24 protein-coding genes are annotated in these 23,449 nt (G+C 67.0%); 10 read left to right on the top strand and 14 right to left on the bottom strand.

The window, feature by feature from the left end:
* Positions 1 to 8 precede the first annotated feature (8 nt).
* Entirely contained in the window at positions 9 to 875 is an 867-nt protein-coding gene (locus tag WA965_RS13530) for an alpha/beta fold hydrolase (protein WP_526296804.1), read from the bottom strand.
* 157 nt (positions 876 to 1,032) lie between these two features.
* Here WA965_RS13530 and WA965_RS13525 point away from each other — a divergent pair, with 157 nt between their 5' ends.
* The 3 genes from WA965_RS13525 to WA965_RS13515 all read left to right on the top strand — a co-directional run bounded on the left by WA965_RS13525 (position 1,033) and on the right by WA965_RS13515 (position 4,063).
* The gene (locus WA965_RS13525) at positions 1,033 to 1,746 is read left to right on the top strand and encodes an IclR family transcriptional regulator (protein WP_526296802.1); all 714 of its coding nucleotides are present in this window, start codon (positions 1,033 to 1,035) and stop codon (positions 1,744 to 1,746) included.
* A gap of 28 nt (positions 1,747 to 1,774) precedes the next feature.
* Complete coding sequence (locus tag WA965_RS13520) at positions 1,775 to 3,388, top strand: FAD-dependent oxidoreductase (protein WP_526447625.1); 1,614 nt, start codon at positions 1,775 to 1,777, stop codon at positions 3,386 to 3,388.
* 63 nt (positions 3,389 to 3,451) lie between these two features.
* On the top strand, positions 3,452 to 4,063 hold the full coding sequence (locus WA965_RS13515; RefSeq protein WP_526296861.1) for a TetR/AcrR family transcriptional regulator: 612 nt from the start codon (positions 3,452 to 3,454) through the stop codon (positions 4,061 to 4,063).
* Here the strand turns inward: WA965_RS13515 and meaB are convergent.
* Positions 4,018 to 4,893: a methylmalonyl Co-A mutase-associated GTPase MeaB gene (gene meaB / locus WA965_RS13510; RefSeq protein WP_526296798.1), complete on the bottom strand. Its 876-nt coding sequence runs from the start codon at positions 4,891 to 4,893 to the stop codon at positions 4,018 to 4,020. The genes WA965_RS13515 and meaB overlap by 46 nt on opposite strands.
* 105 nt (positions 4,894 to 4,998) lie before the next feature.
* Here meaB and WA965_RS13505 point away from each other — a divergent pair, with 105 nt between their 5' ends.
* Both WA965_RS13505 and WA965_RS13500 read left to right on the top strand, forming a co-directional pair.
* Positions 4,999 to 5,763, top strand: coding sequence for an SDR family NAD(P)-dependent oxidoreductase (locus tag WA965_RS13505; RefSeq protein WP_526296796.1), 765 nt, complete (start codon positions 4,999 to 5,001; stop codon positions 5,761 to 5,763).
* On the top strand, positions 5,760 to 6,509 hold the full coding sequence (locus WA965_RS13500) for an SDR family NAD(P)-dependent oxidoreductase (protein WP_526296794.1): 750 nt from the start codon (positions 5,760 to 5,762) through the stop codon (positions 6,507 to 6,509). Before WA965_RS13505 ends, WA965_RS13500 begins: the two co-directional genes overlap by 4 nt.
* Positions 6,510 to 6,568: 59 nt before the next feature.
* On the opposite strand, the gene WA965_RS13495 is transcribed toward WA965_RS13500, so the two are convergent.
* The 4 genes from WA965_RS13495 to WA965_RS13480 are packed head-to-tail and all read right to left on the bottom strand — an operon-like array spanning position 6,569 to position 10,624.
* Positions 6,569 to 7,336: an enoyl-CoA hydratase/isomerase family protein gene (locus WA965_RS13495; RefSeq protein ID WP_526296792.1), complete on the bottom strand. Its 768-nt coding sequence runs from the start codon at positions 7,334 to 7,336 to the stop codon at positions 6,569 to 6,571.
* Positions 7,337 to 8,434, bottom strand: a complete 1,098-nt coding sequence (locus WA965_RS13490) for an acyl-CoA dehydrogenase family protein (protein WP_526296790.1) — start codon at positions 8,432 to 8,434, stop codon at positions 7,337 to 7,339.
* Positions 8,421 to 9,236 carry an acyl-CoA dehydrogenase family protein gene (locus WA965_RS13485; RefSeq protein WP_526296788.1) on the bottom strand — a complete coding sequence of 272 codons (816 nt, stop codon included), beginning with the start codon at positions 9,234 to 9,236 and terminating at the stop codon, positions 8,421 to 8,423. Before WA965_RS13485 ends, WA965_RS13490 begins: the two co-directional genes overlap by 14 nt.
* Positions 9,221 to 10,624, bottom strand: a complete 1,404-nt coding sequence (locus WA965_RS13480) for a class I adenylate-forming enzyme family protein (RefSeq protein ID WP_526296786.1) — start codon at positions 10,622 to 10,624, stop codon at positions 9,221 to 9,223. Before WA965_RS13480 ends, WA965_RS13485 begins: the two co-directional genes overlap by 16 nt.
* 147 nt (positions 10,625 to 10,771) lie before the next feature.
* Between WA965_RS13480 and WA965_RS13475 the strand changes: the two genes are divergently transcribed.
* Positions 10,772 to 11,062, top strand: a complete 291-nt coding sequence (locus WA965_RS13475) for a 2Fe-2S iron-sulfur cluster-binding protein (protein WP_526296784.1) — start codon at positions 10,772 to 10,774, stop codon at positions 11,060 to 11,062.
* Here the strand turns inward: WA965_RS13475 and WA965_RS13470 are convergent.
* Genes WA965_RS13470 through WA965_RS13455 form a run of 4 tightly spaced genes read right to left on the bottom strand, consistent with a single transcriptional unit; the run spans position 11,050 to position 15,133 of the window.
* Positions 11,050 to 12,129 carry a CaiB/BaiF CoA transferase family protein gene (locus WA965_RS13470; RefSeq protein WP_526447629.1) on the bottom strand — a complete coding sequence of 360 codons (1,080 nt, stop codon included), beginning with the start codon at positions 12,127 to 12,129 and terminating at the stop codon, positions 11,050 to 11,052. The two genes, WA965_RS13475 and WA965_RS13470, sit on opposite strands and share 13 nt — an antisense overlap.
* Before the next feature lie 22 nt (positions 12,130 to 12,151).
* Complete coding sequence (locus tag WA965_RS13465; protein ID WP_526296782.1) at positions 12,152 to 13,108, bottom strand: LLM class F420-dependent oxidoreductase; 957 nt, start codon at positions 13,106 to 13,108, stop codon at positions 12,152 to 12,154.
* Between the two features lie 31 nt (positions 13,109 to 13,139).
* Positions 13,140 to 13,544, bottom strand: coding sequence for a cobalamin B12-binding domain-containing protein (locus WA965_RS13460; RefSeq protein WP_526296780.1), 405 nt, complete (start codon positions 13,542 to 13,544; stop codon positions 13,140 to 13,142).
* Positions 13,544 to 15,133 carry a methylmalonyl-CoA mutase family protein gene (locus WA965_RS13455; protein ID WP_526296779.1) on the bottom strand — a complete coding sequence of 530 codons (1,590 nt, stop codon included), beginning with the start codon at positions 15,131 to 15,133 and terminating at the stop codon, positions 13,544 to 13,546. The genes WA965_RS13460 and WA965_RS13455 overlap by 1 nt, the downstream gene beginning before the upstream one ends.
* Before the next feature lie 183 nt (positions 15,134 to 15,316).
* On the opposite strand from WA965_RS13455, the gene WA965_RS13450 reads away from it, so the two are divergent.
* Genes WA965_RS13450 through WA965_RS13435 form a run of 4 tightly spaced genes read left to right on the top strand, consistent with a single transcriptional unit; the run spans position 15,317 to position 19,419 of the window.
* On the top strand, positions 15,317 to 16,150 hold the full coding sequence (locus WA965_RS13450) for an SDR family oxidoreductase (RefSeq protein WP_526296777.1): 834 nt from the start codon (positions 15,317 to 15,319) through the stop codon (positions 16,148 to 16,150).
* On the top strand, positions 16,147 to 17,649 hold the full coding sequence (locus WA965_RS13445; RefSeq protein WP_526296775.1) for a class I adenylate-forming enzyme family protein: 1,503 nt from the start codon (positions 16,147 to 16,149) through the stop codon (positions 17,647 to 17,649). The genes WA965_RS13450 and WA965_RS13445 overlap by 4 nt, the downstream gene beginning before the upstream one ends.
* Positions 17,646 to 17,948: a hypothetical protein gene (locus WA965_RS13440; RefSeq protein ID WP_526296773.1), complete on the top strand. Its 303-nt coding sequence runs from the start codon at positions 17,646 to 17,648 to the stop codon at positions 17,946 to 17,948. The genes WA965_RS13445 and WA965_RS13440 overlap by 4 nt, the downstream gene beginning before the upstream one ends.
* 13 nt (positions 17,949 to 17,961) lie before the next feature.
* Positions 17,962 to 19,419, top strand: a complete 1,458-nt coding sequence (locus tag WA965_RS13435; protein WP_526296771.1) for an adenylate/guanylate cyclase domain-containing protein — start codon at positions 17,962 to 17,964, stop codon at positions 19,417 to 19,419.
* A gap of 1 nt (position 19,420) precedes the next feature.
* Here the strand turns inward: WA965_RS13435 and WA965_RS13430 are convergent, their stop codons facing one another.
* From WA965_RS13430 to WA965_RS13415, 4 genes are all read right to left on the bottom strand, one after another.
* Positions 19,421 to 19,822 (bottom strand): nuclear transport factor 2 family protein, encoded by a 402-nt coding sequence (locus WA965_RS13430; RefSeq protein WP_526296857.1) that lies wholly within the window; start codon positions 19,820 to 19,822, stop codon positions 19,421 to 19,423.
* A gap of 14 nt (positions 19,823 to 19,836) precedes the next feature.
* On the bottom strand, positions 19,837 to 20,247 hold the full coding sequence (locus tag WA965_RS13425; RefSeq protein WP_526296855.1) for a Zn-ribbon domain-containing OB-fold protein: 411 nt from the start codon (positions 20,245 to 20,247) through the stop codon (positions 19,837 to 19,839).
* Positions 20,248 to 20,261: 14 nt separating this feature from the next.
* A complete protein-coding gene (locus tag WA965_RS13420) occupies positions 20,262 to 21,470 on the bottom strand; it encodes a thiolase family protein (protein WP_526296769.1) in 1,209 nt (402 codons plus the stop codon).
* Between the two features lie 30 nt (positions 21,471 to 21,500).
* A partial coding sequence (locus tag WA965_RS13415) for an acyl-CoA dehydrogenase family protein (protein ID WP_526447623.1) occupies positions 21,501 to 23,449 on the bottom strand: 1,949 nt, incomplete at its 5' end.

The raw sequence follows: 23,449 nt of genomic DNA, 5'->3' as shown, positions 1-23,449 counted from the left end.
GCGGGTGCTCATCGCACCCCCAGCAGGAAGTCCAGATGCAGCCGGTCGAACGTCTTGGGATCCTCGTACTGCGGCCAGTGACCGCATCCCGGCACCACCTCGAACCGGGCGCCGGGGATCATCGAGGCGATGCGGCGACCTTCGTCGACATCGGCGGTGGGATCGTCGCTGGTCCACAACACGAGGGTGGGCGCGGTGATCGCGCCGTACTCGTCGGGTCCGAGCAGATTGCGCGCGCGGATCTGCGGATCCTGCAGCGCCATGATGTCTTTCATCGCGGACACGAACCCGGGTTGCCGATAGACGCGCTGCCGACTGGCGACGATGTCCTCGTAGTCCTTCGACTTGTCGGCCATCAACCATTTGATGCGTGCCTGCACGGTTTCCCACGTCGGATCCTCCGCCGCGGCCATCGACAAACTGACGATGCGCTTCATCACCTCGGGATCGGCCTGCGAGCCGCCGGCGGTGTTGAGCACCAGGCGCCGCACCCGTTCCGGGTGATCCACCGCAATGCGGGCGGCGACCCAGCCACCCAGTGACTCACCACTGATGTCGGCGCGGTCGGCTCCGATCGCGTCGAGGAACGCGACCAGATGCTCGACGTAGTGCCTGATCTCGAGGTCATGTCCCGGCTTGTCGGTGTACCCGTGGCCGAGCATGTCGATCGACCAGGTCGAGAAATGTTCGGCGTGCGCCTGCAGGTTGCGGACGTAGGCCTCGGCGTGGCCCCCCGACCCGTGCAGCAGCACCAGCGCGGGATCGTGCGGGTCACCGGCGTGCAGGTAGCGGGTACGGATGCCCCCGGCGTCGAGATAACCCTGGGAGAACGCGACACCCTGCAGGTCGCTCCACACGCTCTCGAACTCCGCCACCCCGCGCCCCTTTCCGTGTGTTCGGACCTCGCCTCAGCCCTTGACGGCGAGAATCGAATTCTCGTATGTTGTAAGCACTCTGCTCATTTATCGCACATCTACGTGCAATATAGTCAGAGCATCACTCTCATGAGTGCGCCTGTCAAGGAAGGCCCGCATGACTCGACCGTTCGTCGAACCGGGGACACCTGCTGCGACCCCCGGTGCACCCGGATCGCAGACGCTGGCCCGGGGTCTGAGCGCTCTGCAGTTGGTCGCCAATTCGCCCACAGGACTGACCGTCACCCAGGTCGCCGACGACATCGGGGTGCACCGCACGATCGCCTACCGACTCCTCAGCACGCTGGCCCAGTTCCGGTTCGTGGCCAAAGGTGAGGACGGCCGGTACCGCTCCGCCGCAGCACTGGCCGTGCTCGGTGCCTCGTTCGACAACAACGTCCGCCAGCTGTGTGTGCCGACCCTGCGTGGTCTCGCCGACGAACTCGGCACCACCGTGTCACTGCTGGTGGCCGAGGGCGATCAGCAGGTCGCGGTTGCGGTCATGGTCCCCACCAACGTCTTCTACCAACTGTCGTTCCACGAGGGCAGCCGATACCCGCTCGAGCGCGGCGCCGCCGGAATCGCGCTGCTGGCGAGCATGGCGCCACGCCCGGCAGAACGCCCCCTGGTGCCACTGGCTCGCCAGCAGGGTTGGGTGATCACCCACGGCGAGATCGAACCCAACACCTTCGGCCTGGCGGTTCCGGTGCGCCGTAGGCCACCGTCGCCGCCCACCTGCATCAACCTGATCTCACATCGTGAAGACGTCGTCGTACAGGGTCGCGACTCAGTCATCAAGGCAGCCAACGAATTATCGGCTCTCCTCAGCTGAGGGCGGGAATGACCGGAGGGAGACAGTGGTGACCGATTGGGACCACGACGTCGATGTCGTCGTGCTCGGCACTGGCGGCGCGGGGCTGACCGCAGCGCTGACCGCGGCGGTCAACGGCGCCTCGGTGGCGGTGTACGAGAAAGCAGCGACCGTTGGCGGGACGACCGCGGTGTCCGGCGGGATCGTGTGGATCCCCGCCCACCGCCGGTCCTCCGACGGTGAGCTGACCGCCGAGGATGCGATGGCCTACCTGCGCGCCCAGTCCCTCGGCTACCTGGACGACGAACTCGTGGAGACGTTCGTCGGCACCGGGGCGGCGATGCTCGACTTCGTCGAGGCACACAGCGAGCTCGAGTTCGAGGTTGCCGCAGGGTTCCCGGACTACAAGCCGGAACTACCGGGCGGCCAACCGGCAGGCGGACGGTCACTGAACGCCCGGCCCTTCGACCTGTCGCGTCTCGGCGACTGGAGCAACCGGATCACCTCCTTCCCCGCCGATTTCAGCAATGTCGGCATCGACGCCGAGACGCGTGCTCGCATCCACGCCTCGGTCGAGGACATGTCCGGCGACTTCTGCGTGGCCGGGACGGCATTGATCGCCGGGCTGTTGAAGGGGCTGCTCGACGCAGGGGTGGTCCCCCAGACCGATTCGCGTGCAGTCGAGCTGATCGCTGATCCGCTGGGGATCGTCGGGGTTCGAATCGCTCAGGGTGAAAGAGAGTTTCGAGTGCGTGCGCGCCACGGCGTGGTACTGGGCACCGGCGGCTTCGAGTGGGACGACCGTCTGGTCGAGGCGTATCTGCGGGGTCCGATGCGCGGCGCGGTATCCCCACCCACCAACACCGGCGACGGATTGCGGATGGCGATGGCACACGGCGCCGACCTGGCCAACATGGGCGAGGCGTGGTGGGTTCCCATCGTGCAGATCCCCGGCGACACGTTCGCCGGTCACCCCCGCAGTCGCAGCGTCCGACTCGAGCGCACCCGCCCGAGAAGCATCATCGTCAACCGGGCCGGCAACCGGTTTCTCAACGAGGCGGGCGAATACAACTCGATGGCGGGTCCGTTCCACTTCCTGGACCCCAGACTCGGGTACGCCAACGACCCGGCCTGGATCGTGTTCGACTCGCTGCACCTCAAGCACTACGGCTTCCTCGGTGTCGATCCGGACGGACCCATCCCCGATTGGTTCTGCCAGTCCACCGATCTCGACGAACTCAGCGACAAGACCGGGATCGACGCCGACGGCCTGAGACGGACGCTGCACGCGTGGAACGCCGCCGTCGCCGGCGAGGTCGATCCCGAGTTCGGCCGCGGCGCAAGCGCATACGACGGTTACTGGGGCGATGACAAGGCGACCACCCCAGCCGGAAGGACCCTCGGCCCCATCGACACCGCCCCGTACTTCGCGGTACCGGTGTCCATCGGCGCCATGGGCACCAAAGGCGGCCCACGAACCGACCGCGACGGCCGCGTCCTCCATGTCAACGGCACCGCGATCACCGGTCTGTTCGCAGCGGGCAACGCCATGGCGGGAGCCACCGGGAAGGCCTACGGCGGCGCGGGCGGAACGCTCGGTCCGGCGATGGTGTTCGGCTACCGGGCCGGGCACGCCGCCGCCACCGGCACATCGGTGTCCTGACAACTCGGCGACGACGGTTGCCGGTCGGTTACCCTCGTCGCTGTGACGTCCACCCCCTCCGACATGCGGTTCGGCGCGATCACGCGCACCGCCGCGCAGACCAGGGTGCTCGACGCAGCGTTGAAACTCATCGCCGAGCACGGCGTCAGTGGGACGTCACTGCAGATGATCGCCGACGCGATGGGCGTGACGAAGGCCGCCGTCTACCGGCAGTTCAAGACCAAGGAGGAGATCGTCGTCGCCATCACCGAGCGGGAGATGGCCACACTGGAGGATGCGGTCGAAGCTGCTGAGGCCGCGGGGCACCCGGTACAAGCGCGCGAAGTTCTCCTCGCCCGGATGATCGACCAGGCCATCGAACGCCGCGGGGTGGTCAGCGTGCTGCAGTTCGATCCGGTGATCATCCGACTACAGGCCGAACACGAACCGTTCCAACGATTCATCGAGCGCCTCTACGCCGCACTGTTGGGCACCGAGGCCGGTGTCGAGGCACGGTTCCACGCGGCGATGCTGTCGAGCGCGATCAGTGTCGCGGTCATGCACCCGCTCATCGCCGACTTCGACGGCCCCACGCTCCGTGCCCAGCTGACGCAGATGACGCGCCGCATGCTGGATCTGCCTGAGTCGGGTCAGGATTCGGCAGCAGCACCGAAGAGTCGCTCCGCGGCGGTGTAGGGATCGTCGCGGCCGTCGGCGACGGCTTGCGCCAGTCGCTCCAGATCCGGGTGGCTTCGCAGCCGCGTCTGCGCCAGCGACAGAATCTGAGAACGCGCGCGGGCGATCCGCCGAGGCGCCGTGTCGGTCCGGTGGTACGCGTCGATCGCATCGACCAGTTCGCCGATGCCCTCACCTTGTGCGGCAACAAGTTTGAGGATCGGCGCCTCGGTCTCTGCATGCAGATCACGCACCGTCTGGTCGGCACCGTCACGGTCGGCCTTGTTCACGACGACGATGTCGGCCACCTCGAGAAGCCCCGCTTTGGCGGCCTGCACCGCATCACCCGCGCCGGGGTTCAGGATCACCACGGTCGGTTCGGCGACCGCCGCGATCTCGATCTCCGACTGCCCGACGCCGACGGTCTCGAGTACGACCAGGTCATAGGACAGCGCCGTCAGGAGTCTGATGGCTGCGGGTACGGCTGCGGCGAGGCCGCCGAGATGCCCGCGCGCCGCCACGGACCGGATCAGCACGTCGGGATCGTTGATGTGGGCGGCCATCCGAATCCGGTCACCCAGCAGCGCGCCACCGCTGTAGGGCGAGGACGGATCGACGGCGAGCACCGCGACCCGCATGCCCTTGGCGCGGTAGGCGCCCGCCAGGGCGCCGACCGTCGTCGATTTTCCGGCGCCGGGCGGTCCGGTGATGCCGACCACGCGCGCCGGGCCGACGTCTCCCAACGCAGCGAGCACGTCGTGCCGACGCGGACCCTCGACCAGGGTGAGCAGTCGGCCGGTCGCCCGAGCAGAGCCGGCTACCGCTGCCGCGATGAGCTCGTCGATGGTCACTCCAGACAGATTACGCAGCGGGATTCCTCACTGTTCACACGTTGATGCCGGTTCTGAGAATGTTATTCTCTCTCACTGAGAGTGTTAGTTTCAAGGAGGACGCACATGCAGATCACCGGTAGTTCGGCCCTGGTCGTCGGCGGCGCAGGAGGACTGGGCGAAGCGACGGTGCGCCGGCTGCACTCGGCGGGTGCCAAAGTCGTCGTCGCCGACATGGCCGACGACAAGGGCAAGGCGCTCGAAGCCGAACTCGGCGTGCGCTACATCCGCACCGACGCCACCTCGGAGGAGTCTGTGAACGCGGCGATCGCCGAGGCAGAATCCCTTGCTCCGCTGCGTATCTCAGTCGACACGCACGGCGGCCCCGCCAGCGGCGGGCGTCTCGTCGGCAAGGACGGATCGCCGTTGGACCTCGACGGTTTCAAGACCACCATCGAGTTCTACCTCACCGCGGTGTTCAACATCATGCGGCTCTCGGCCGCCGCGATCGCCAGATCGGAGCCGCTCGACGAGGGCGCCCGCGGCGTGATCATCAATACCGCCTCCATTGCGGGTTACGAGGGCCAGATCGGGCAGCTCCCCTACGCCGCCGCCAAGGGCGGTGTTTTGGGGATGACGCTCGTCGCCGCACGTGATCTGTCGCCGCTGGGAATTCGCGTCGTCACCATCGCGCCGGGGACCATCAACACCCCCGCATACGGAAAGGCGGCCGACCAACTCGAGCAGTACTGGTCCCCGCAGGTGCCCTTCCCCAAGCGAATGGGGCGCTCGACGGAGTACGCGCAACTCGCGCAGAGCATCATCGAAAACGACTATCTCAACGGCGAGATCATCCGCCTCGACGGAGCGCTCCGGTTCCCACCGAAGTGACAGGCGTCCTTTCGGGCAGGGTCGCGTTCGTCGCCGGTGCCAGTCGTGGCATCGGCGCGACCATCGCGTGTGCGCTGGCCGGCGCGGGCGCCTCGGTGGCCGTGGCCGCCCGCTCTGAAGAGCAGGGCAGGCTGCCGGGCACCATCGGATCGGTCGCCGACCGAATCACCGCCGCGGGTGGACAGGCGCTGCCGCTGGTGTGCGACGTCACCAGCGAGGAATCCGTCGACGGCGCGGTCGCCGCGACCGTCGCCGAGTTCGGCGGCATCGACATCCTCGTCGCGAACGCGGGTGTGCTGTGGCTCGGTCCGATCGAATCCACCCCGTTGAAGCGGTGGAAGCTGTGCCTCGACGTCAACACCACCGGCGTCTTCCTCGTCACCAAGGCCGTGATCCCGCATGTGCGCGCCCGCGGTGGCGGATCGTTGATCGTTGTGACGACGACCGGCGTCGCGATGACCGACCACGGTGCCAACGCCTACTGGGTGTCCAAGGCCGCCGCCGAACGGCTCTACCTCGGGCTGGCGGCCGACCTGAAGCCCGACAACATCGCGGTGAACTGCCTGAGCCCGTCCCGGGTGGTGCTGACCGAAGGCTGGCAGGCCGGCGGTGGCGGCCTCGAGATCCCGCCCGAGATGGTCGAACCGCCCGAAGCGATGGCCGAGGCCGCGCTGCTGCTCGCACAGCAGGACGCCGACGGCATCACCGGCACCATCCAACGCTCGGAATCCGTCGCCGCGGAATAGCGTTCCGGGCTGTGAATCTCACGCTCTGACGACCAGGAATGCTATTCCGCGGTGCAAGGTTACGTCTGCTTGGCGATCAGCCCGTCGACGATCTTGTTGAAGTCGGCGGTGCCGAACGAGACGTACTCCGCGAGGTTCGCGTAGTCCAGCGAAGCCATCACCGACCGCTCCAGTTGGATGTTCATCAGCCGCTTGGTGGCCTCGACGGCCTGCTGCGGCAATTCCAGGATCTTCTTCGCACACGCGGTCGCCTCGGCCAGCGGATCGGCGACGACATGGTTCGCGAGACCGAGTTCGACTGCCCGTTGGGCCTTGATCCGCACCCCGGTCAGCGCGAACTCCTTGGCCTGCAACAGGCTGATCTGCGAACCCCAGACCAGCGGGCCACCGTCGGCGGCGACCAAACCGATCTGGACATGCGGGTCGGCGAAGAAGGCGCTCTCGGCGATGTAGACGATGTCGGACAGCGCGGCGAGGCTGCAACCGAGACCCACCGCCGGGCCGTTGACCGCGGCGATCACCGGGATGCGGCACCGCACCATACCGACGACGAGGTCCCGGCCGTGCTTGATCGTCTTCTGGCGCAGGGCCTCGTTGCCACGCAGTTCGTCGAGATAGTTGAAATCACCGCCGGCCGAGAACGCCCGGCCCGCACCGGTGATCACCGCGGCCCGGGCGTCAGCATCCTCGTTGAGCGCCTCCCACACCTTGGCCAGCCCAACGTGCAGCGCATCGTTGACGGCGTTGAGTTCATCGGGCCGGTTCAGGGTGATGATCCGCAGACCACCGTCGGCGCGGACATCGATTTCGTCTGGCATGTCGTACATTTAGGCTCCCAACCCGAGAATCCGCTGAGCGATGATGTTCTTCTGGATCTGCGACGTGCCACCCATCACGCTCTGGGCTCGGCTGTACATGTAGGCATCGAACAATTCCGGGTCCTTGGTGCCCAGTGTAGCCAGCGTCGCATGTCCGACGGACTGCTCGACCCACGTCATCAGCAGCTTGTCCAGCGAACCCTGCGGTCCGTGAGTCAGTCCGTCGAGTTGTTCGGAGAGTCGCCTGCGCACGTGCAACCGCAGCATCTCGGTCTGCACCCAGGCCCACGACAGCTCATCCGGCGCCGCGTCCTCGGAGCGAGATGCCAACTGGCGCACCAGCTTGCCGTAGCGCGCCGAGAACCCCAGCGTCGACGGCTCACGCTCGTGGCTGACCACGGTCATCGCCAACTTCCAACCCTCGCCGGGCGCGCCGACCATGTTCCCGATGGGCACCCTGGCGCCGTCGAACTCGACCTGCCCGAACTCCCTGGTGACCCCACTGATCATCTTCAGCGGCCGCTGCACGATCCCGGGCTGGTGCATCGAGACGATGAACGCCGAGATGCCCTTGTGTTTGGGCACGTTCTTGTCCGTGCGCGCCAGCACCAGGCACCAGTCGGCGACGTCGGAGTAACTCGTCCAGATCTTGTGCCCATGGATCACGTACTCGTCGGGGTTGGAGTCGTCACGGGTGGCGGTCGTCGTCAGCGACGCCAGATCCGACCCGGCGCCGGGTTCGCTGAAACCCTGACACCAGCGCTCGGTGCCGTTGATCATTCCCGGTAGAAACCGTTGTCGCAGTTCCTCGTTGCCGTGGTGGCTCAACCCGACGACGAGATAACCCAGGCTCGGGCGCGCCGGCGCGCCGCCCTTGGCGATCTCCTCGTCGACGATCACGTCGTAAACCGGCGGCAGGTCCTGGCCACCGTACTCCTTGGGCCATGAGGTGCCGAAGAACCCGGCCCCGAACAGCGCCTGGTGCCACTCGCCTGCTTTGGCCCAGTACTCGTCACCCGAGGTCGGGAACTTGCCCTTCTGCTCGGTCAGCCAGCCGCGCAACCGGTCCCGGAACGCGGCCTCCTCGGTGGAATCACGAAAGTCCAATGGTCAGCTCCTCTAACTTCACGGGCCAGGTCTCGGTGGCGGCAAGCACCCGGCGTAGATACACGTGCGCCAGGCATTCCCAGGTGTTGCCGATGCCACCGTGCACCTGAATCGATGTTTCGCACACGGTCAACGCCGCACGCGCGCAGTAGATCTTGGCGACGCGCGCGGCCTCGAGCGCCTCGGCGACAGGTAGCTCGTCGACAGCCCACGCGGCGTGGCGGGACACGCTGATCGATCCCTCGATCAGAGCCAACGCCTCGGCCAGTAGGTGCCCCACCGCCTGGTAGGAACCGATGGTGGCACCGTACTGCTCGCGGACCTTTGCGTATTCACACGCGAGCGCATGGGTGCCGCGTGCGGCGCCCACCAGGTCGGCGCACGTCACTGTCAGCGCCAGCGCACGCCACCGGTCCGCGTCCTCCTCGGAGAGGTCGCTGAGGCCGGGCGGCGACTCGACCACTCCGGCCAGGCTTCCCGTCAGGTCGACCGATTCGAGAACCTGAGCGGCTGCGGCTGATTCGTGGCCGAGCCGACGGTTCAGATCGTCGCTGAGCAGCGGACCGAGAAACGGCACGTCGACCAGACCGCGGGCGAACTCCTCCGCGACGATTGCGACCTCGACACCGGAGGCACCGTCGGAGCGCAGTGTCCGGAAGCCGATGGCGTCCACGGCTTTCTCCAGCCGCGTCACCCGACTCTCGTCGTCGAGATCGGCGACCGACCCCGGACCGAGGTCGTCGGCAAGCTTGGCCGCGGAGTCCCTCAACTGTTGTTGTTCACTTGTCAGACGGACGTCCACAGACGCTCCTTCAGCACTCGGCGCAATACCTTCCCCGACGGCAGACGGGGTATCTCGGACACGAAGAACACTCGACTCAGGCGCTTGTAGGACGCCAACCGGTCCGCGACCAACGAGACCAGCACGTCGGGATCCACAGTCATGACGGGTCTCACGGCGGCCACCACGGCCTCGCCATTGGCCCCGTCGGGCACCCCGAAGACCGCGCAGTCCGCGACGGCGGGGTGCCCGTGCAACACCGCCTCGATCTCCGCCGGAGCGACCTGGAATCCGCGGACCTTGATCATCTCCTTGGCGCGGTCGGTGATCCGCAACCACCCGTCCCGGTCGAGGTAACCGACATCGCCGGTGCGGTACCAACCGTCGGCGAACATCTCGGCTGTCGTGTCGACAGGCAGATAGCCGGCCATCACCGACTCCGAGAGCACCTGGATCTCCCCTTCGGCTCCGACCTCCAGCGCCTCGCCGCTGTCCAGCGACACGATCCGCACCTGGACCCCGGGCACCGGCCGGCCGACGGTGTCCAGCCGCGCACCCTCGATCGTGTTGCACGAGATCACCGGCAATTCGCTGGCCCCGTACGCGGTGACCCACGAGACGCCGGACCGTTCGGTGACGGCGTCGGCCACACTCTGCGTGACCGGGGTGGCGCACCACATGATGTACCGCAGCGACGACAGGTCGTAGGACTCCAGACGCGGATGCGCGGACAGCGCCAGCGCGATCGGCGCGACCGCCATCTCGATGGTGATGCGGTCGGATTCGATGTGGCGAAGCATCGTGTCGATATCGAAGCGGAAGTGCAGCCGGATCCAGGACCCGGTGTCGAGCGCCGTCACGATGTTGAGCAGACCGAGGATGTGAGACGGCGGCGTCATCACCTGCATCCGGTCGGTCGCCGACAACTGCAGTGCGCCCCGCCAGTGACGCACCGCGACCGCCAACGACGTGTGCGTGTGACGCACCGCCTTGGGCATGCCCGTGGTTCCGGAGCTGAACACAAAAACCGCGTCGCCGTCTGTGCTGGGGTCGACCGCTGCCGCCCGACGGTGCGCCGGTGTGATCGGGTCGTCCAGGTGCACCATCGGCATCAACTCGGCGAGCACCGGATGATCGCCGACCGCGTGCGACGCCGTGGTCAGCGACAGCGCATGGCTCACCTCGGCCTGCTTCCAGGCGGGGCTCAACAGCACCGCGGCGGCGCCCAGTCGCCAGATCCCGCGCAGCGCGACCACGAACTCCGGACGGTTCGACGACATCACCGCGACCCGGCTACCCGGGCCGACGCCGCGCTGCGCGAGCACCAGAGCCATCCCGTCGGCCAGCGCGTCGAGGTCGGTCAGGGTGTATTCCTGATCCTCGAAGGCGAGCGCCATCGGCTCACTCACGTCGCGCGCGCCCCTTCCGGAAGTCATGGATGATGTGTGCGAGAGGACTAGCGTTTGTTCAGGAGAATAGTATTCTCCTGTTATCAGAATGACAATGTCGAAAGAGGGTCACATGACCGACCCGCAGCACCGGGATCTGGGGGCACCGTGACAGAGACGGACACCGCAACCGTCACCATCCAACTGGACGGCAGCACCGCGTCGGTCTCGCCCAAACCCGGCGAGACGCTCCTCGAGAGTGCCCGCCGGGCGGGGATGGGCCCGCCCTTCTCCTGCGAGGCGGGAAACTGCGGAACCTGCATGGCGCACCTGACCGAAGGCACCGCGACGATGCGGGTCAACGACGCGTTGACCGAGGACGAGGTCGCAGACGGCTACGTGCTCACCTGCCAGGCCGTTCCCGACACTCCTTCGGTGACGGTCAACTACGACGACTGATTCGCACGCACCGCTCCCCCGTCGAGGGCGTGGTGATCGTCGAGTCGCGGCGCGGGCCGGTAGGTGGGTTCGTAGCCCGCGATCCGGATCGGGCTGCCCACCAGGTCGAAGTCGCCGGCGGTGACCACCACCTCCGGGGTCGCGGCGAGCGCCTCCGGCAAGGTGCGCACAGCGGAGACGGGAATTCCCAACGGCCGCAGCCGAGTTTCCCAGTTGGCTGCGGTGTCGGCGGCCAGCGCGGCGCTGACGACCGCCAGCACCTCGTCACGGCGACCCGCGCGCTCGGCCATCGTCGGGAATCCCTCGATGCCGGCTTCGGCCGCGAATGCCGCCCAGAACGCGTCGTGGGTGATGAACAGTGCGAGATACCCCTCGGCAGTCGAAAACAGCTGCGCCGGAACATAGTACGAGTGCGCGCCGTCAGGGTACCGGCGCGGCTCGATGCCGTCGTTGAGGAACGCTGCGGCGCGGTAGTTGAGCTGGGAGAGCATCACGTCGCGCAGTGACACGTCGACCTGACCACCGCGCCCGGAGACGATCTTGGCCAGCAGACCCACGGCAGCTGTCAGACCGGTCGAGTTGTCGGCTGATGAGTACCCGGGCAGGGTCGGTGGCCCCTGCGGATCACCCGTCATGGCGGCCACCCCGGTGGCCGCCTGGATGACGTAGGCGAACGCGGGATCGTCTCCGCCGTCGAGGCCGAAACCGGTCAACGCCACACAGACGATGCGCTCGTTGAACTCACGCAGCGACTCGTAGGTCAGGCCGAGTCGCTTGATCGCCGACGGCTTCATGTTGACAAGCAGCGCATGGGAATCCGCGACGAGCTCGCCCAAGCGGGCGCGCCCCTGAGCCGACCGCAGGTCCAGGCACACACTCTGTTTGTTGCGGTTGAGGCTGGCGAAGTAGCTGTCGCTGACCTGCCGCGAGATCTCACCCCCGGGCGGCTCTATCTTGACCACGTCCGCGCCGAGATCGGCGAGCAGCATGGTGGCGTACGGCCCCGCCAGCATGACCCCGACCTCGAGGATGCGGATGCCCGCCAGCGGTCCCGGCGAACTCACCATGGTCTGCTCTTCGCGCACGCGCTCACCGGAGCGCCTTGGCGAGTTCAGCGATCACTTCTCTGGTGCGGTACTTCGACGCGATGAGCTCGTCTCGGGTGTCCCCGATGGGCAGCAGTCGCACCGACAGATCGGTTACACCGGCGTCCGCGAACTGCTTGAAGCGCGCGAGAATTGAGTCCTCGTCGCCGGCTGCGCACAGGTCACCGACATTGCGCGCATCCCCGCGGTCCAGCAACTTCTGGTAGTTGGGCGACGTCTCCGCCTCGGCCAGGATCCGGTTGGCCCGGTCCTTGGCCGCGTCGATCTCGGAGTTCGCGCACAGACAGACCGGGATACCCGCAACGACGCGCGGTGCGGGTCGTCCCGCCTCGGCGGCGGCTTTGTTGATCTTCGGCGCGATGTGCTCACCGATGGACTTCTCGTCGGCCATCCACAGCACGGTCCCGTCGGCCAGTTCTCCCGCGATCTGAAGCATCACCGGCCCCAGAGCGGCGACCAGCACCGGCATCGGGGGTTCGGCGCCCAGGGCGGTGGGGTTGTGCACGGTGAAGGAGGAGTTCTCCACGTCGACCGGACCCGGGCCTGCGGTCGCGGCATTCAACACCTCGAGATAGTCGCGGGTGTAGCCCGCCGGCTTCTCGTAGGGCAGCCCGAGCATGTCTCTGACGATCCAGTGGTGTGACGGTCCCACACCCAACGCCAGCCGACCGGCCGCCATCGCGTTCACCGAGAGCGCCTGCCGGGCAAGCGCGATCGGATGCTGAGCTTGCAGTGGCACCACTGCGGTGCCCAATTCGATGCGGGAGCTGTGTGCCGCCATCAGCGCCACCATCGTCAGGCAGTCGAAGTCGTCGGGCACCTGGGGCATCCACGCGGTGTCCAGGCCCGCCTCGTCGGCCCACTCGATGTCGGCGACCAGTTTCTTCACCTTGCGCGACATGTCGCCACGCTCGGCGCCGATCATCACGCCCAGTCTCATCGCTCCCCCACCCAGCTTCGCCCACCCGGCCTCATTCTTGATCGCCTTCTTTCTCGGTCAGCTCCCGCACGTCGCGCACCAGGGTCTCCAGCGAGGTGCCGGTCGGGAACACTGCGGCCGCGCCCGCGTCCAACAACTTCTGGACATCTCCCTGCGGGATCGTGCCGCCGACGACAACTGCGATGTCACCTGCGTCCGCAGCCCGAAGTGCGTCGACGGTCCTGGTGGTCAACGCGACATGGGCACCGGACAAAATCGAAAGCCCAACCAGTGCAACGTCTTCCTGCAGGGCGATGGACACGATGTCCTCGATGCGCTGACGGATGCCGGTGTAGATGACCTCGAATCCGGCGTCGCGCAGAGTTCGCGCGACGATCTTGGCACCCCGGTCGTGCCCGTCGAGGCCGGGCTTGGCGACCAACACTCGAGTGGCCACTAGAACACCACCGGCTGCTGGAACTCGCCCCACACCGACTTCAGAGTCGACACCATCTCGCCCACGGTGCAGTAGGCGTTGGCGCAGTCGATCAGCTTGTGCATCAGATTGTCATCACCCTCCGCGGATCTGGCCAGTGCCGCCAACGCCTGCGTGACCGCCACGCCATCGCGTTCGGCCTTGACCTTGGCCAGCCGCTTGAGCTGCAGGTCACGGCCTTCGGCGTCGAGTTCGTAGGTCACGATGTCCGGTGGGGGCTCGTCGACGACGAACTTGTTGACGCCCACGACGGGCCGGACACCCGACTCCACCTCATGGTGGATCTTGTACGCCTCGTCGGCGATCAGACCCTGGAGATAGCCGTCCTCGATGCAACGCACCATCCCACCGTGCTGCTCGAGATCGTCCATGATCTCGATGATCTTGGCCTCGGTGGCATCGGTGAGCGCTTCGACGAAGTACGAGCCACCGAGCGGATCGGCCACCTTGGTGACCCCGGTCTCGTAGGCGAGGATCTGCTGGGTGCGCAGCGCCAGCGTCGCCGATTCCTCACTGGGCAGCGCGAACGGCTCATCCCAGGCCGCGGTGAACATCGACTGCACCCCGCCCAGCACCGCCGCCATCGACTCGTAGGCCACCCGCACCAGGTTGTTCTGGGCCTGCGGTGCATACAGCGACGCGCCCCCGGCCACGCAACCGAAGCGGAACATCGACGCCTTGTCGGTGGTCGCGCCGTAGCGCTCCCGCACGATCGTCGCCCAGCGTCTGCGCCCCGCCCGGTACTTGGCGATCTCCTCGAAGAAGTCGCCGTGGGTGTAGAAGAAGAACGAGATCTGGGGCGCGAACTTGTCGATCGTCATCCGACCGCGTTCGACCACGGTGTCGCAGTAGGTGACGCCGTCGGCCAGCGTGAACGCCATCTCCTGAACGGCGTTGGCGCCCGCGTCGCGGAAGTGCGCCCCGGCCACCGAGATCGCGTTGAACCTCGGCACCTCCGATGCGCAGAACTCGATGGTGTCGGCGATCAGGCGCAGCGACGGCTCCGGGGGCCAGATCCACGTGCCGCGTGACGCGTATTCCTTGAGGATGTCGTTCTGGATGGTGCCGGTGAGTTTTTCCCTTGGCACCCCGGCTTTTTCGGCGGCCGCCACATACAACGCCAGCAGGATCGCCGCGGTGCCGTTGATCGTGAAGCTGGTGCTGATCTTGTCCAGGGGAATGCTGTCGAACAGCACCTCGGCATCGGCGAGCGTGTCGACCGCCACCCCGACCCTGCCGACCTCCTCGCCGAACTCGGGGTCATCGGAGTCATAACCGCACTGAGTGGGAAGGTCCAGCGCCACCGACAATCCGGTGCCACCCTGGGCGAGCAGATAGCGATATCTGCGGTTCGACTCCTCGGCGGTCCCGAAGCCGGAGTACTGCCGAAAGGTCCACGTCTTACCCCGGTACCCGGACGCAAAATTGCCTCGGGTGAAGGGATAGGTACCCGGCGGCGGCTGGTCGCCGGAACGGTCGGCCGGTCCGTACACAGGCTCCAACGGGAGCCCGGACGGTGTCTCCACTGGCTGATTGGATGGTGTGGTCATCAGGGGATAACGTACTTGCAAAAAATGAGAATGCCAATACCGCCTGAGGGAAAGATGCACTCGGGAGCGGGTGCGACACCGCGAACCCAACCGCCTAAGCCCCGCTACACAGCGATTATGGGATTCCCCTAAAATGAGAACCGCACTATCCTGGGTATCCGGGTCCGCCAGCCGAGGAGGCTTATGTCCAGCGAGTCATCATTCACCGATCGCACCCTGGTGGTGTCCGGTGGCAGCCGCGGGATCGGACTTGCCATCGCGCTGGGCGCTGCGAAGCTGGGAGCCAACGTCGTGCTGCTGGCCAAGACCGCGGAGCCGCACCCGAAACTTCCCGGCACCGTGCACACCGCCGTCGCCGAGGTCGAAGCCGCCGGCGGCACGGGCCTGGCAGTCGTCGGTGACGTCCGTAAGGAAGAGGACGTGCAGCGCGCCATCGATGCAGCGGTCGAACGCTTCGGCGGCGTCGACATCGTCGTGAACAACGCCAGCGCCATCGCGACCGATCGCACCGAGGATCTGTCCGCCAAGAAGTTCGATCTGATGATGGACATCAACGTCCGCGGCACGTTCCTGCTGACCAAGGCGGCGCTGCCGCATCTTCAGAAATCCCCGCACGCGCAGGTGTTGACGATCTCTCCGCCGTTGAACATGAACCCGTACTGGCTCGGCGCGCACCCGGCGTACACGCTGTCCAAGTACGGGATGACGCTACTGAGCCTCGGATGGGCCACGGAGTACGCCGAGACCGGTATCGGGTTCTGCTGTCTGTGGCCCCAGACCTACATCGCGACGTCGGCGGTGACCAACCTCGCCGACGGCGACGCGCTCGTGAGCGCCTCGCGCAGCGTCGACATCATGGCGGACTCGGCGGTGGCGATTCTGTCCAGGCCCGCCGCCGAGGTCAACGGCGAGTGCTTCATCGACGCCGACGTCCTCACCGCCGCCGGGGTCAGCGACCTGTCGCGCTACGGCGGCGGTGACGACCCGATGTGGGATATCTTCCTGGACAAGTCATGAGTATCTCGCTGCTGTTGGAAATGGCGTCCTCGGCCGAGCCGGACCGGACGGCGGTGGTCTCCGACGATGTCCGGCTCACCACCGACGAACTGAGTGCGCTGGCCGACGGAGCCGCAGGCATCATCGCGGCCTCCGGCGCACGGCACGTCGTCTATGTCGGCACCGGCGGCGCGCTGTTGCCGCTACTGCTGTTCTCCTCCGCGCGCGCGGCGGTGCCGTTCACCCCGTTGAACTACCGGTTGTCCACCGACGGCCTGCGGGCACTGCTCGACCGTCTGCCCGACCCACTGGTCGTGGTCGACGACGAGTACCGCGACGCCGTCGGCGGGGGTTACCGCACCATGGGTTCGGGTGAACTCCTCGACGCCGCCCGCACGGCAGAACCGGCGGCCGAGTTCGCGGATCCGGATGCGGTGGCGGTGGTCCTGTTCACCTCGGGCACCACCTCCAAGCCCAAGGCTGTCGAACTCACCCACAACAACCTGACGAGCTATGTCACCGGCACCGTGGAGTTCGCCTCGGCTGACCCCGGTGATGCCGCCCTGATCTGTGTGCCGCCCTACCACATCGCCGGCGTCGGCGCCGCCCTGTCGAACCTGTACGCGGGCCGGAAGATGGTGTACCTGCGGCATTTTGACGCCGCCGAGTGGGTGCGCCTGGTGGGGACCGAGAACGTCACGTCCGCGACCGTGGTACCGACCATGCTCGACCGGATCGTCACCGTCCTCGACGCCGACAAGGTGGCGCTGCCGTCGTTGCGCACCCTGGCCTACGGCGGCTCCAAGGTGGCACTGCCGCTGGTCCGCAAGGCACTGTCGCTGCTGCCCGAGGTCGGGTTCGTCAACGCCTACGGCCTCACCGAGACCAGTTCCACGATCGCCGTGCTCACCCCCGACGATCACCGCGCCGCGTTGGGAGCACCCGACGAGGGGGCCGCCCGGCGCCTGGGATCGGTCGGCCAACCGGTGCCGGGCATCGAGGTGCAGATCCGCGCCGAGGACGGCACCGTCCTGGGCGCGGGTGAGGCCGGCGAGCTCTTCGTCCGCGGCGAGCAGGTTTCGGGCAGGTACACCGACATCGGTTCGGTGCTCGACGAGCAGGGCTGGTTCCCCACCAAGGATGTCGCCTATCTCGACGACGAGGGATATCTGTTCATCGGCGGGCGTTCCGACGACACCATCATCCGCGGCGGGGAGAACATCGCCCCCGCCGAGATCGAGGACGTGCTCGTCGAGCATCCGCACGTGCGCGACTGTGCGGTGGTCGGCGCCGACGATCCCGAGTGGGGCCAGATCATCGTGGCCGTCGTGGTACCCCGGCCGGACGCCGAACCCGATGTCGAGGATCTGCGAACCTATGTCCGCTCGCAGCTGCGTGGCTCCCGCACCCCCGACCGGGTGGTGTTCCGGGCCGAACTGCCCACCAACGCGACCGGCAAGGTGCTGCGCCGCGAACTCGTTCACGAACTGAACTCGACGTCGAGCAAGGAGCCCGCATGATCAAGAACGGCAGCCGCCTGCAGAGCCAGGTCTGCGACACCCAGGTGATCGTGGTGCGCAGTGCAGACAGCCTCGACGACCTCCGCGCGGGGGGCGCACCGATGGTCCCGATCGGCGATGAGGTCGACGCCGGGCTGTCGCTCGACGACGCGCTGGCCGACGGAAACCTGATGGGCAAGCGCTACGTCGACGACGCGGGCGCCGAAGTACTGGTCACCAAAGCCGGAAAGGGGACCCTCAGCGTCGGGTCCACCCCGCTGGCTCTCAAGGAAGCCAAGCCGCTGCCCGCCAGCGACTGATACCTTCGGCCGTGTGAGGCCACGCCGCCTGCTGATCCGTTATGCCGCAGGTCTCACCTCTGCCTATGTGCTCACGGTCGCCGAGGTGGTGCTGATCGTCCGCTCGCTCGTCGGACCGAGTGTGATCACCTCCGCCAACGTCCTCACACTGGGTGTGGTCGGCGTGGTCGGGACCGCCTTCGTCGCCGGGGGCGCGGTCCTGATCCTCAGGCCCACGCTCACCTGGCTGAGCGCCGGCGTGACGCCGACCGACGCACAACTTCGCACGGCGACGAGGATGATGCGGCGACAATCGGCGATCACGATCGCGCCCTGGGCGGTCGCCGCCGCCGTCCAGGTACCGCTCTACCTCGACACAGGCCCGGTCGCTGTCATCGTCATCGCCTCGACCATGCTGTTCGGCGCCGTCGCCACGGTGTGTACCGGATTCCTCTTCACGATCCGCACCCTGCGCCCGGTGCTGGCGGCGGTGCCCGCCCACCTCACGCGCCCTGCCGCGCCGGGGGTACGCGCGCGACTGCTGCTGATGTGGACCGTCTGCACGGCGCTGCCGGGACTTGCCATCGCTCTGCTGTTGATACTGCGCTCGAACGGCTGGCTGCTCGACGAGTCCGCTCCGATCGAACTGGCGCTCATCGTGCTGGCGCTGGTGGCCGTGGTGCTCGGACTGCGTGCCATGATCCTGGTGTCGATGTCGATCTCCGATCCGGTCAACCAGGTGATCGACGCGATGGCCGATGTCGAGAGGGGCCACATCGACCGCACCATCGAGGTGTACGAGTGGTCCGAGATCGGGCGGCTGCAAAGCGGTTTCAACCGCATGGTGACAGGCCTGCGGGAGCGCGACAGGTTGCGCGATCTGTTCGGCCGCCACGTCGGTGAGGAAGTCGCCCGCCGAGCCGTCGAGCAGAACGAGTCGCCGGCCGGCGATGAACGCGACGTCGCGGTGTTGTTCATCGACCTGGCCGGTTCGACACAACTGGCCATCGTGCACGAACCGCATGAGGTGGCCCGTGTCCTCAACGACTTCTTCCGGATCGTGGTGGCCGCGGTCGACGAGCAGCACGGGCTGATCAACAAATTCCAAGGAGACGCGGCGCTGGCGGTGTTCGGCGCCCCGCTGCGGATCGACGGACCCGCTACCGCGGCATTGTCGACAGCACGCGCGCTGGCCTCGGAATTACGCAGGCTGCCGGTCGATTTCGGTATCGGGGTGTCGGCCGGTCCGGTGTTCGCCGGGAACATCGGGGCCGAAAACCGTTACGAGTACACAGTGGTCGGTGACCCGGTGAACGAAGCGGCGCGACTGGCCGATTGCGCCAAGGAGTTCGACGGCAGGGCACTGTGCTCGGGAGCCGCGCTCGAGAGGGCCGACCCCGCCGAGCGGTCCCGGTGGGTGCCCCGCGGCAAGACCGGCCTGCGCGGCCGGACCGACGCCACCGAGATCTACGAGCCGACCACCGGCCGCTGACTCAGCCACCCACCGTCCGGACCAGCACCGCGGTGAAGCGCCGCTTCGCCAGACGCCAGCCCACATCGGTCCTCACGAACTCGTCGTCATAAAATCCTGCCGCATTGACGCCGGAACCGTTGTCCTGCGCCATGATCAGCGCGTCGACGTAGGCGCGTGCGGTGGCGGTGTCGCCGTCGACGGTGACCGCCGGATTGGTGATCCGGTGCATCGTGTGGCCGGCCATCTCGTGTGCCGCGACCATGAATTCGGTGACCGCGTCCACGCCTCGCCAGACGCCGATCTCGCCGTAGTCGAGTTCACAGTCGTCGGTGAACACCGTACGGAACAGTGGCCAGTCGCGCCTGTCGATACCGGTGGCGTAGCGCACCAGCACCTCGCAGATGGCGTCGACGTCGGACATATCGGTCATTGCCCTCAGCTCGCAGCCGGCTCGTAGCGCAGCATCGTCACGTCGTGATCGGGATAGTCGCAGAACACCGGCTTGACCCGCATCCCGACAGTGATGTCGTCGGGAGCGACATTGACCAGCTCGGTCGAGAAGCGAGGGCCCTCGTCCCATTCCACGATCGCGAGCAGTTGGGGCACGGCGTCGGCGAAGTGCGGACCGACGGGGCGGCGGGCCACCGTGAAGGCGTAGACCGTGCCCATACCGGAGATCTCCCGCCACTCCAAGTCGTCGGCGAACGTCTTCGGCGCCCGCACCCGCGGGTAGAACACGTAGGACTGCGACGACGGCGAGTATTGGATGAGCACCCGATGTTCGGCCAGCGCATCCCAGAACGGTGCACTGGTCGGAGTTTTGACCGGCATCGGTCGCTGGAACATCGCGCTGCTCACCGTCAGTCCCCTTCCAGTACGAGAGTCGTCTGTTCGGACAGAATGCCACCGTTGCCGGAGACAAAGGCACGGTTGCAGTCGGCTACCTGAGCGGCGCCGGCGCGGCCCATGATCTGCCGGGTGGCGTCGCAGACGTGGTGCATCCCTCCGGCGTTTCCGGCCTGCCCGAATCCGAGTTGCCCACCCGCGGTGTTGAGCGGGAAGTCACCGCGGAATGTCAGGTCGTGCCCGGAGACGAACTCCATCCCCTTGCCCTTCTCGCAGAAGCCCGCATCCTCGAGGCTCAGCAGCACGGTGATCGTGTAGCAGTCGTAGATCGAGACCATGTCCATCTGTTGGCGACTCAACCCCGCCATGTCGAAGGCGGTGTCGGCGGCGCGGATGATCGGCGTCTGCAGCAGATCCTCGGCGTACGTCGGCGTCTTGTAGGGCACCTGCTCCCCGAAGCCCTTGATCCACACCGGACGGTTCTTCGCGCGGGCCGCGGCGTCGGCACTGGCGACCACCACCGCTGCGCCCCCGACGCACGGCATCACGATCTCGAGCATGTGCAGTGGATCCGCGATCACCGGGCTGGCCAGCACCTCCTCGATGGTCAGAGGCTTGTCCTTCCAGATCGCGCCATCGGTGTGGTTGGCGTTGAAACGCTGGTCCACCACGATCTTGGCCATCGCGCGCTCGTCGTATCCGTACACGGACGCATACCGTTGGGCGACCTGACCGTAGGGTCCGTTCTGGCCGAGGTTGCCGTAGGGAATCTCGAATTCCGCCTGTGGGGAGCCGTATTGGTTGCTGGACGCACCGAAGAACATCGCATCGATCAGCGGCTTGGGCTTCTTCTCCGACGTCGGGGTGATGTAGCGCGCCGGAATCGCACACAGCACCACATCGCAGATTCCCAACTCGATGGCCGCCGCGGCGCGCCACACCATGCCCACCGCGCTGGCGCCGCCGAGATCGACCAGTTCCGCGAAATTCGCCCGCACGCCGAGGTATTCGGTCACCGTCGACGGTACGAAGATCTCCGACTCGCTCAGGTGCGAGGTGACGATGCCGTCGACCGACTCGCCGGGCAGCCCCGCATCGGCCAGCGCCGCGGCTCCCAGTTCAGCCCACTGCTCCAACGTGAACGGGGCGGGGGTCGCCTTGTTCAACCGTTCCGGAGGCAACTCCACGTAGCCGACGATCGCGGCATCCCCGCGCAACCCCATGTGCACTCACTTTCGTTGAATTCACCCGCGTCACTTGCGGGGCAGCCCGAGGATCATCTGGGCGATGATGTTGAGCTGGATCTCCTTGGTGCCGCCGCCGATCAGCTCGGCGGGCAGGTGGAAGTACGGCTCGATGATCGCTGGTACCGGCGGCATAGGGTCCTCGACCAGCGCCGCCGGCGCGGTGAGCTCGAGGGTGGCCTTGAAGGTTCGGCGGAGCATCACGTTCATCGCGACCTTGGCGATGCTGGAGGCCGGGCCCGCCATCTGCCCGTCGAGGAGTCGGATGACCTCACGCACAGCCAGCACCTTGATCGCATTGGCGTAGGCATCGGCCGCACCGAGCGCCGACAACGCCGATTCCTGCTCGGGTCCTTCCTGGTTGGCAAGCCGACGCAGGATGCTTGCCCGGTCGAAGTTGACGTAGCCGCTGATCGCCACTCGCTCCTGGGCCATCGTGGCGATCGCCAGGCTCCACCCGTCGGTGGGACCGCCGAGCAACAGCTCGTCGGGGACGAACACGTCGGTCAGGAACACCTCGTTGAAGTGCGCCTCCCCGGTCGCCTGCCGGATCGGCTGCAGCTCGATGCCCGCCGCGCGCATGTCGACGATGAAGTAGCCGATGCCGCGGTGTTTGGCTACGTCGGGGTCGGTGCGGGCCAGCATCGCCCCGTAGTCCGCGGTATGCGCCGAGGACGTCCAGATCTTGTGGCCGTTGACCAGCCAGCCACCGTCGACCTTGGTGGCCCTGGTCGTCAGTGAAGCGAGATCCGAGCCGGCACCGGGTTCACTGAACAGCTGACACCAGCCGAGCTCGCCGCGCTGTGTCGGCGGGATGAACTTCTGTCGGATGTGCTCCGGCGCCGAACTGATCAACGTCGGCAGGATCCACTCGGCGATACCTAGGGAGGGCCTGACGAGTTCTGGCCGGGCAGCGAACTCCTCGTCGAGGATCAGCTGCTGCAGCTGTGTGGCGTTGACGCCCCACGGCCGCGGCCAGTGCGGGGCGATCAGGCCGGCTTCGGCCAGGAGGGTGCGCTGAGGGCCGGACGCGAGGTTCTCGTAGTCGCCCTGCCGGCCGGGGCGGTCGTTGCGCAGCGTCTGCGCCTCGTCGAGAACGGCAGCCACGCCTCGCCGGAACTCTGCGTCGACATCACCGAGTTTCACTGCCACATTACGGCTTTCACTGCAGGTCAGGCCGCCCAGTGTTCGGGCGAACCGCGGCGTCGGCCCGATCGAGGCGGCCAGGCTGGTGGCCTTCCGCCAGTACAGGTGCAGGTCGTGCTCCCAGGTGAAGCCGATCGCGCCGAACATCGTGAGCGTGTCCAGGACCAGATCGGGCGCGGGGGCCACCGCCATCAGGGCCGCACCCGCCGCCGCGATGCGGTTCTGCGACACCACTTCCGACGCCGACCTGACGGCATCCCACGCCGACGAGGTCGCCAGCTCACTGTTCACCAGCAGCATCGCCGCCTGGTGCTGCAGTGCCTGGAACGTGCCGATCGGCTTACCGAACTGTTCGCGGGTGCGCAGGTGGTCGGTGACGGCGTCGACACACCACCGGATGGCGCCGGATGCGGCACTGGCGGTCAGGGCCACCGTCAAGCAGTGTGCGCGTTCGTCATCGATGCCGTTCAGAAGCGAATCTGATTCGCACACATAGTCGCTCAGCCGCAGCACCCCCACGTCGGTGGTCTTGTCGGTGCTGTTGAGCACCTCGATGCCCACCCCGGGATGAGAAGGCTCGAGGGCGAACCACACAGTGCCGTGATCAGCGTTGGCGGCAACCAGGATCACCTGCGCCGAGCAGATCCCCAGGATGGCCGGCGATTCGCCACGGACGGTCCAGCCGGTGCCGGATCGTGTCGCGCGGAGGCGGTTGCCACCGGGTCCGACCACGGCTGCCGATGCACCCTCGGCGAGTCGCCCCAGCAGCGCGCGTTTTTCGGTCGTGTCGTCGGCGAGCAGCACAGCCGCGC

This window comes from Mycobacterium sp., assembly GCF_049683935.1.
Lineage (GTDB): Bacteria > Actinomycetota > Actinomycetes > Mycobacteriales > Mycobacteriaceae > Mycobacterium.
Note: the sequence above shows the minus strand (reverse complement) of the source record. Positions and strands in the feature narration are given on the sequence as shown.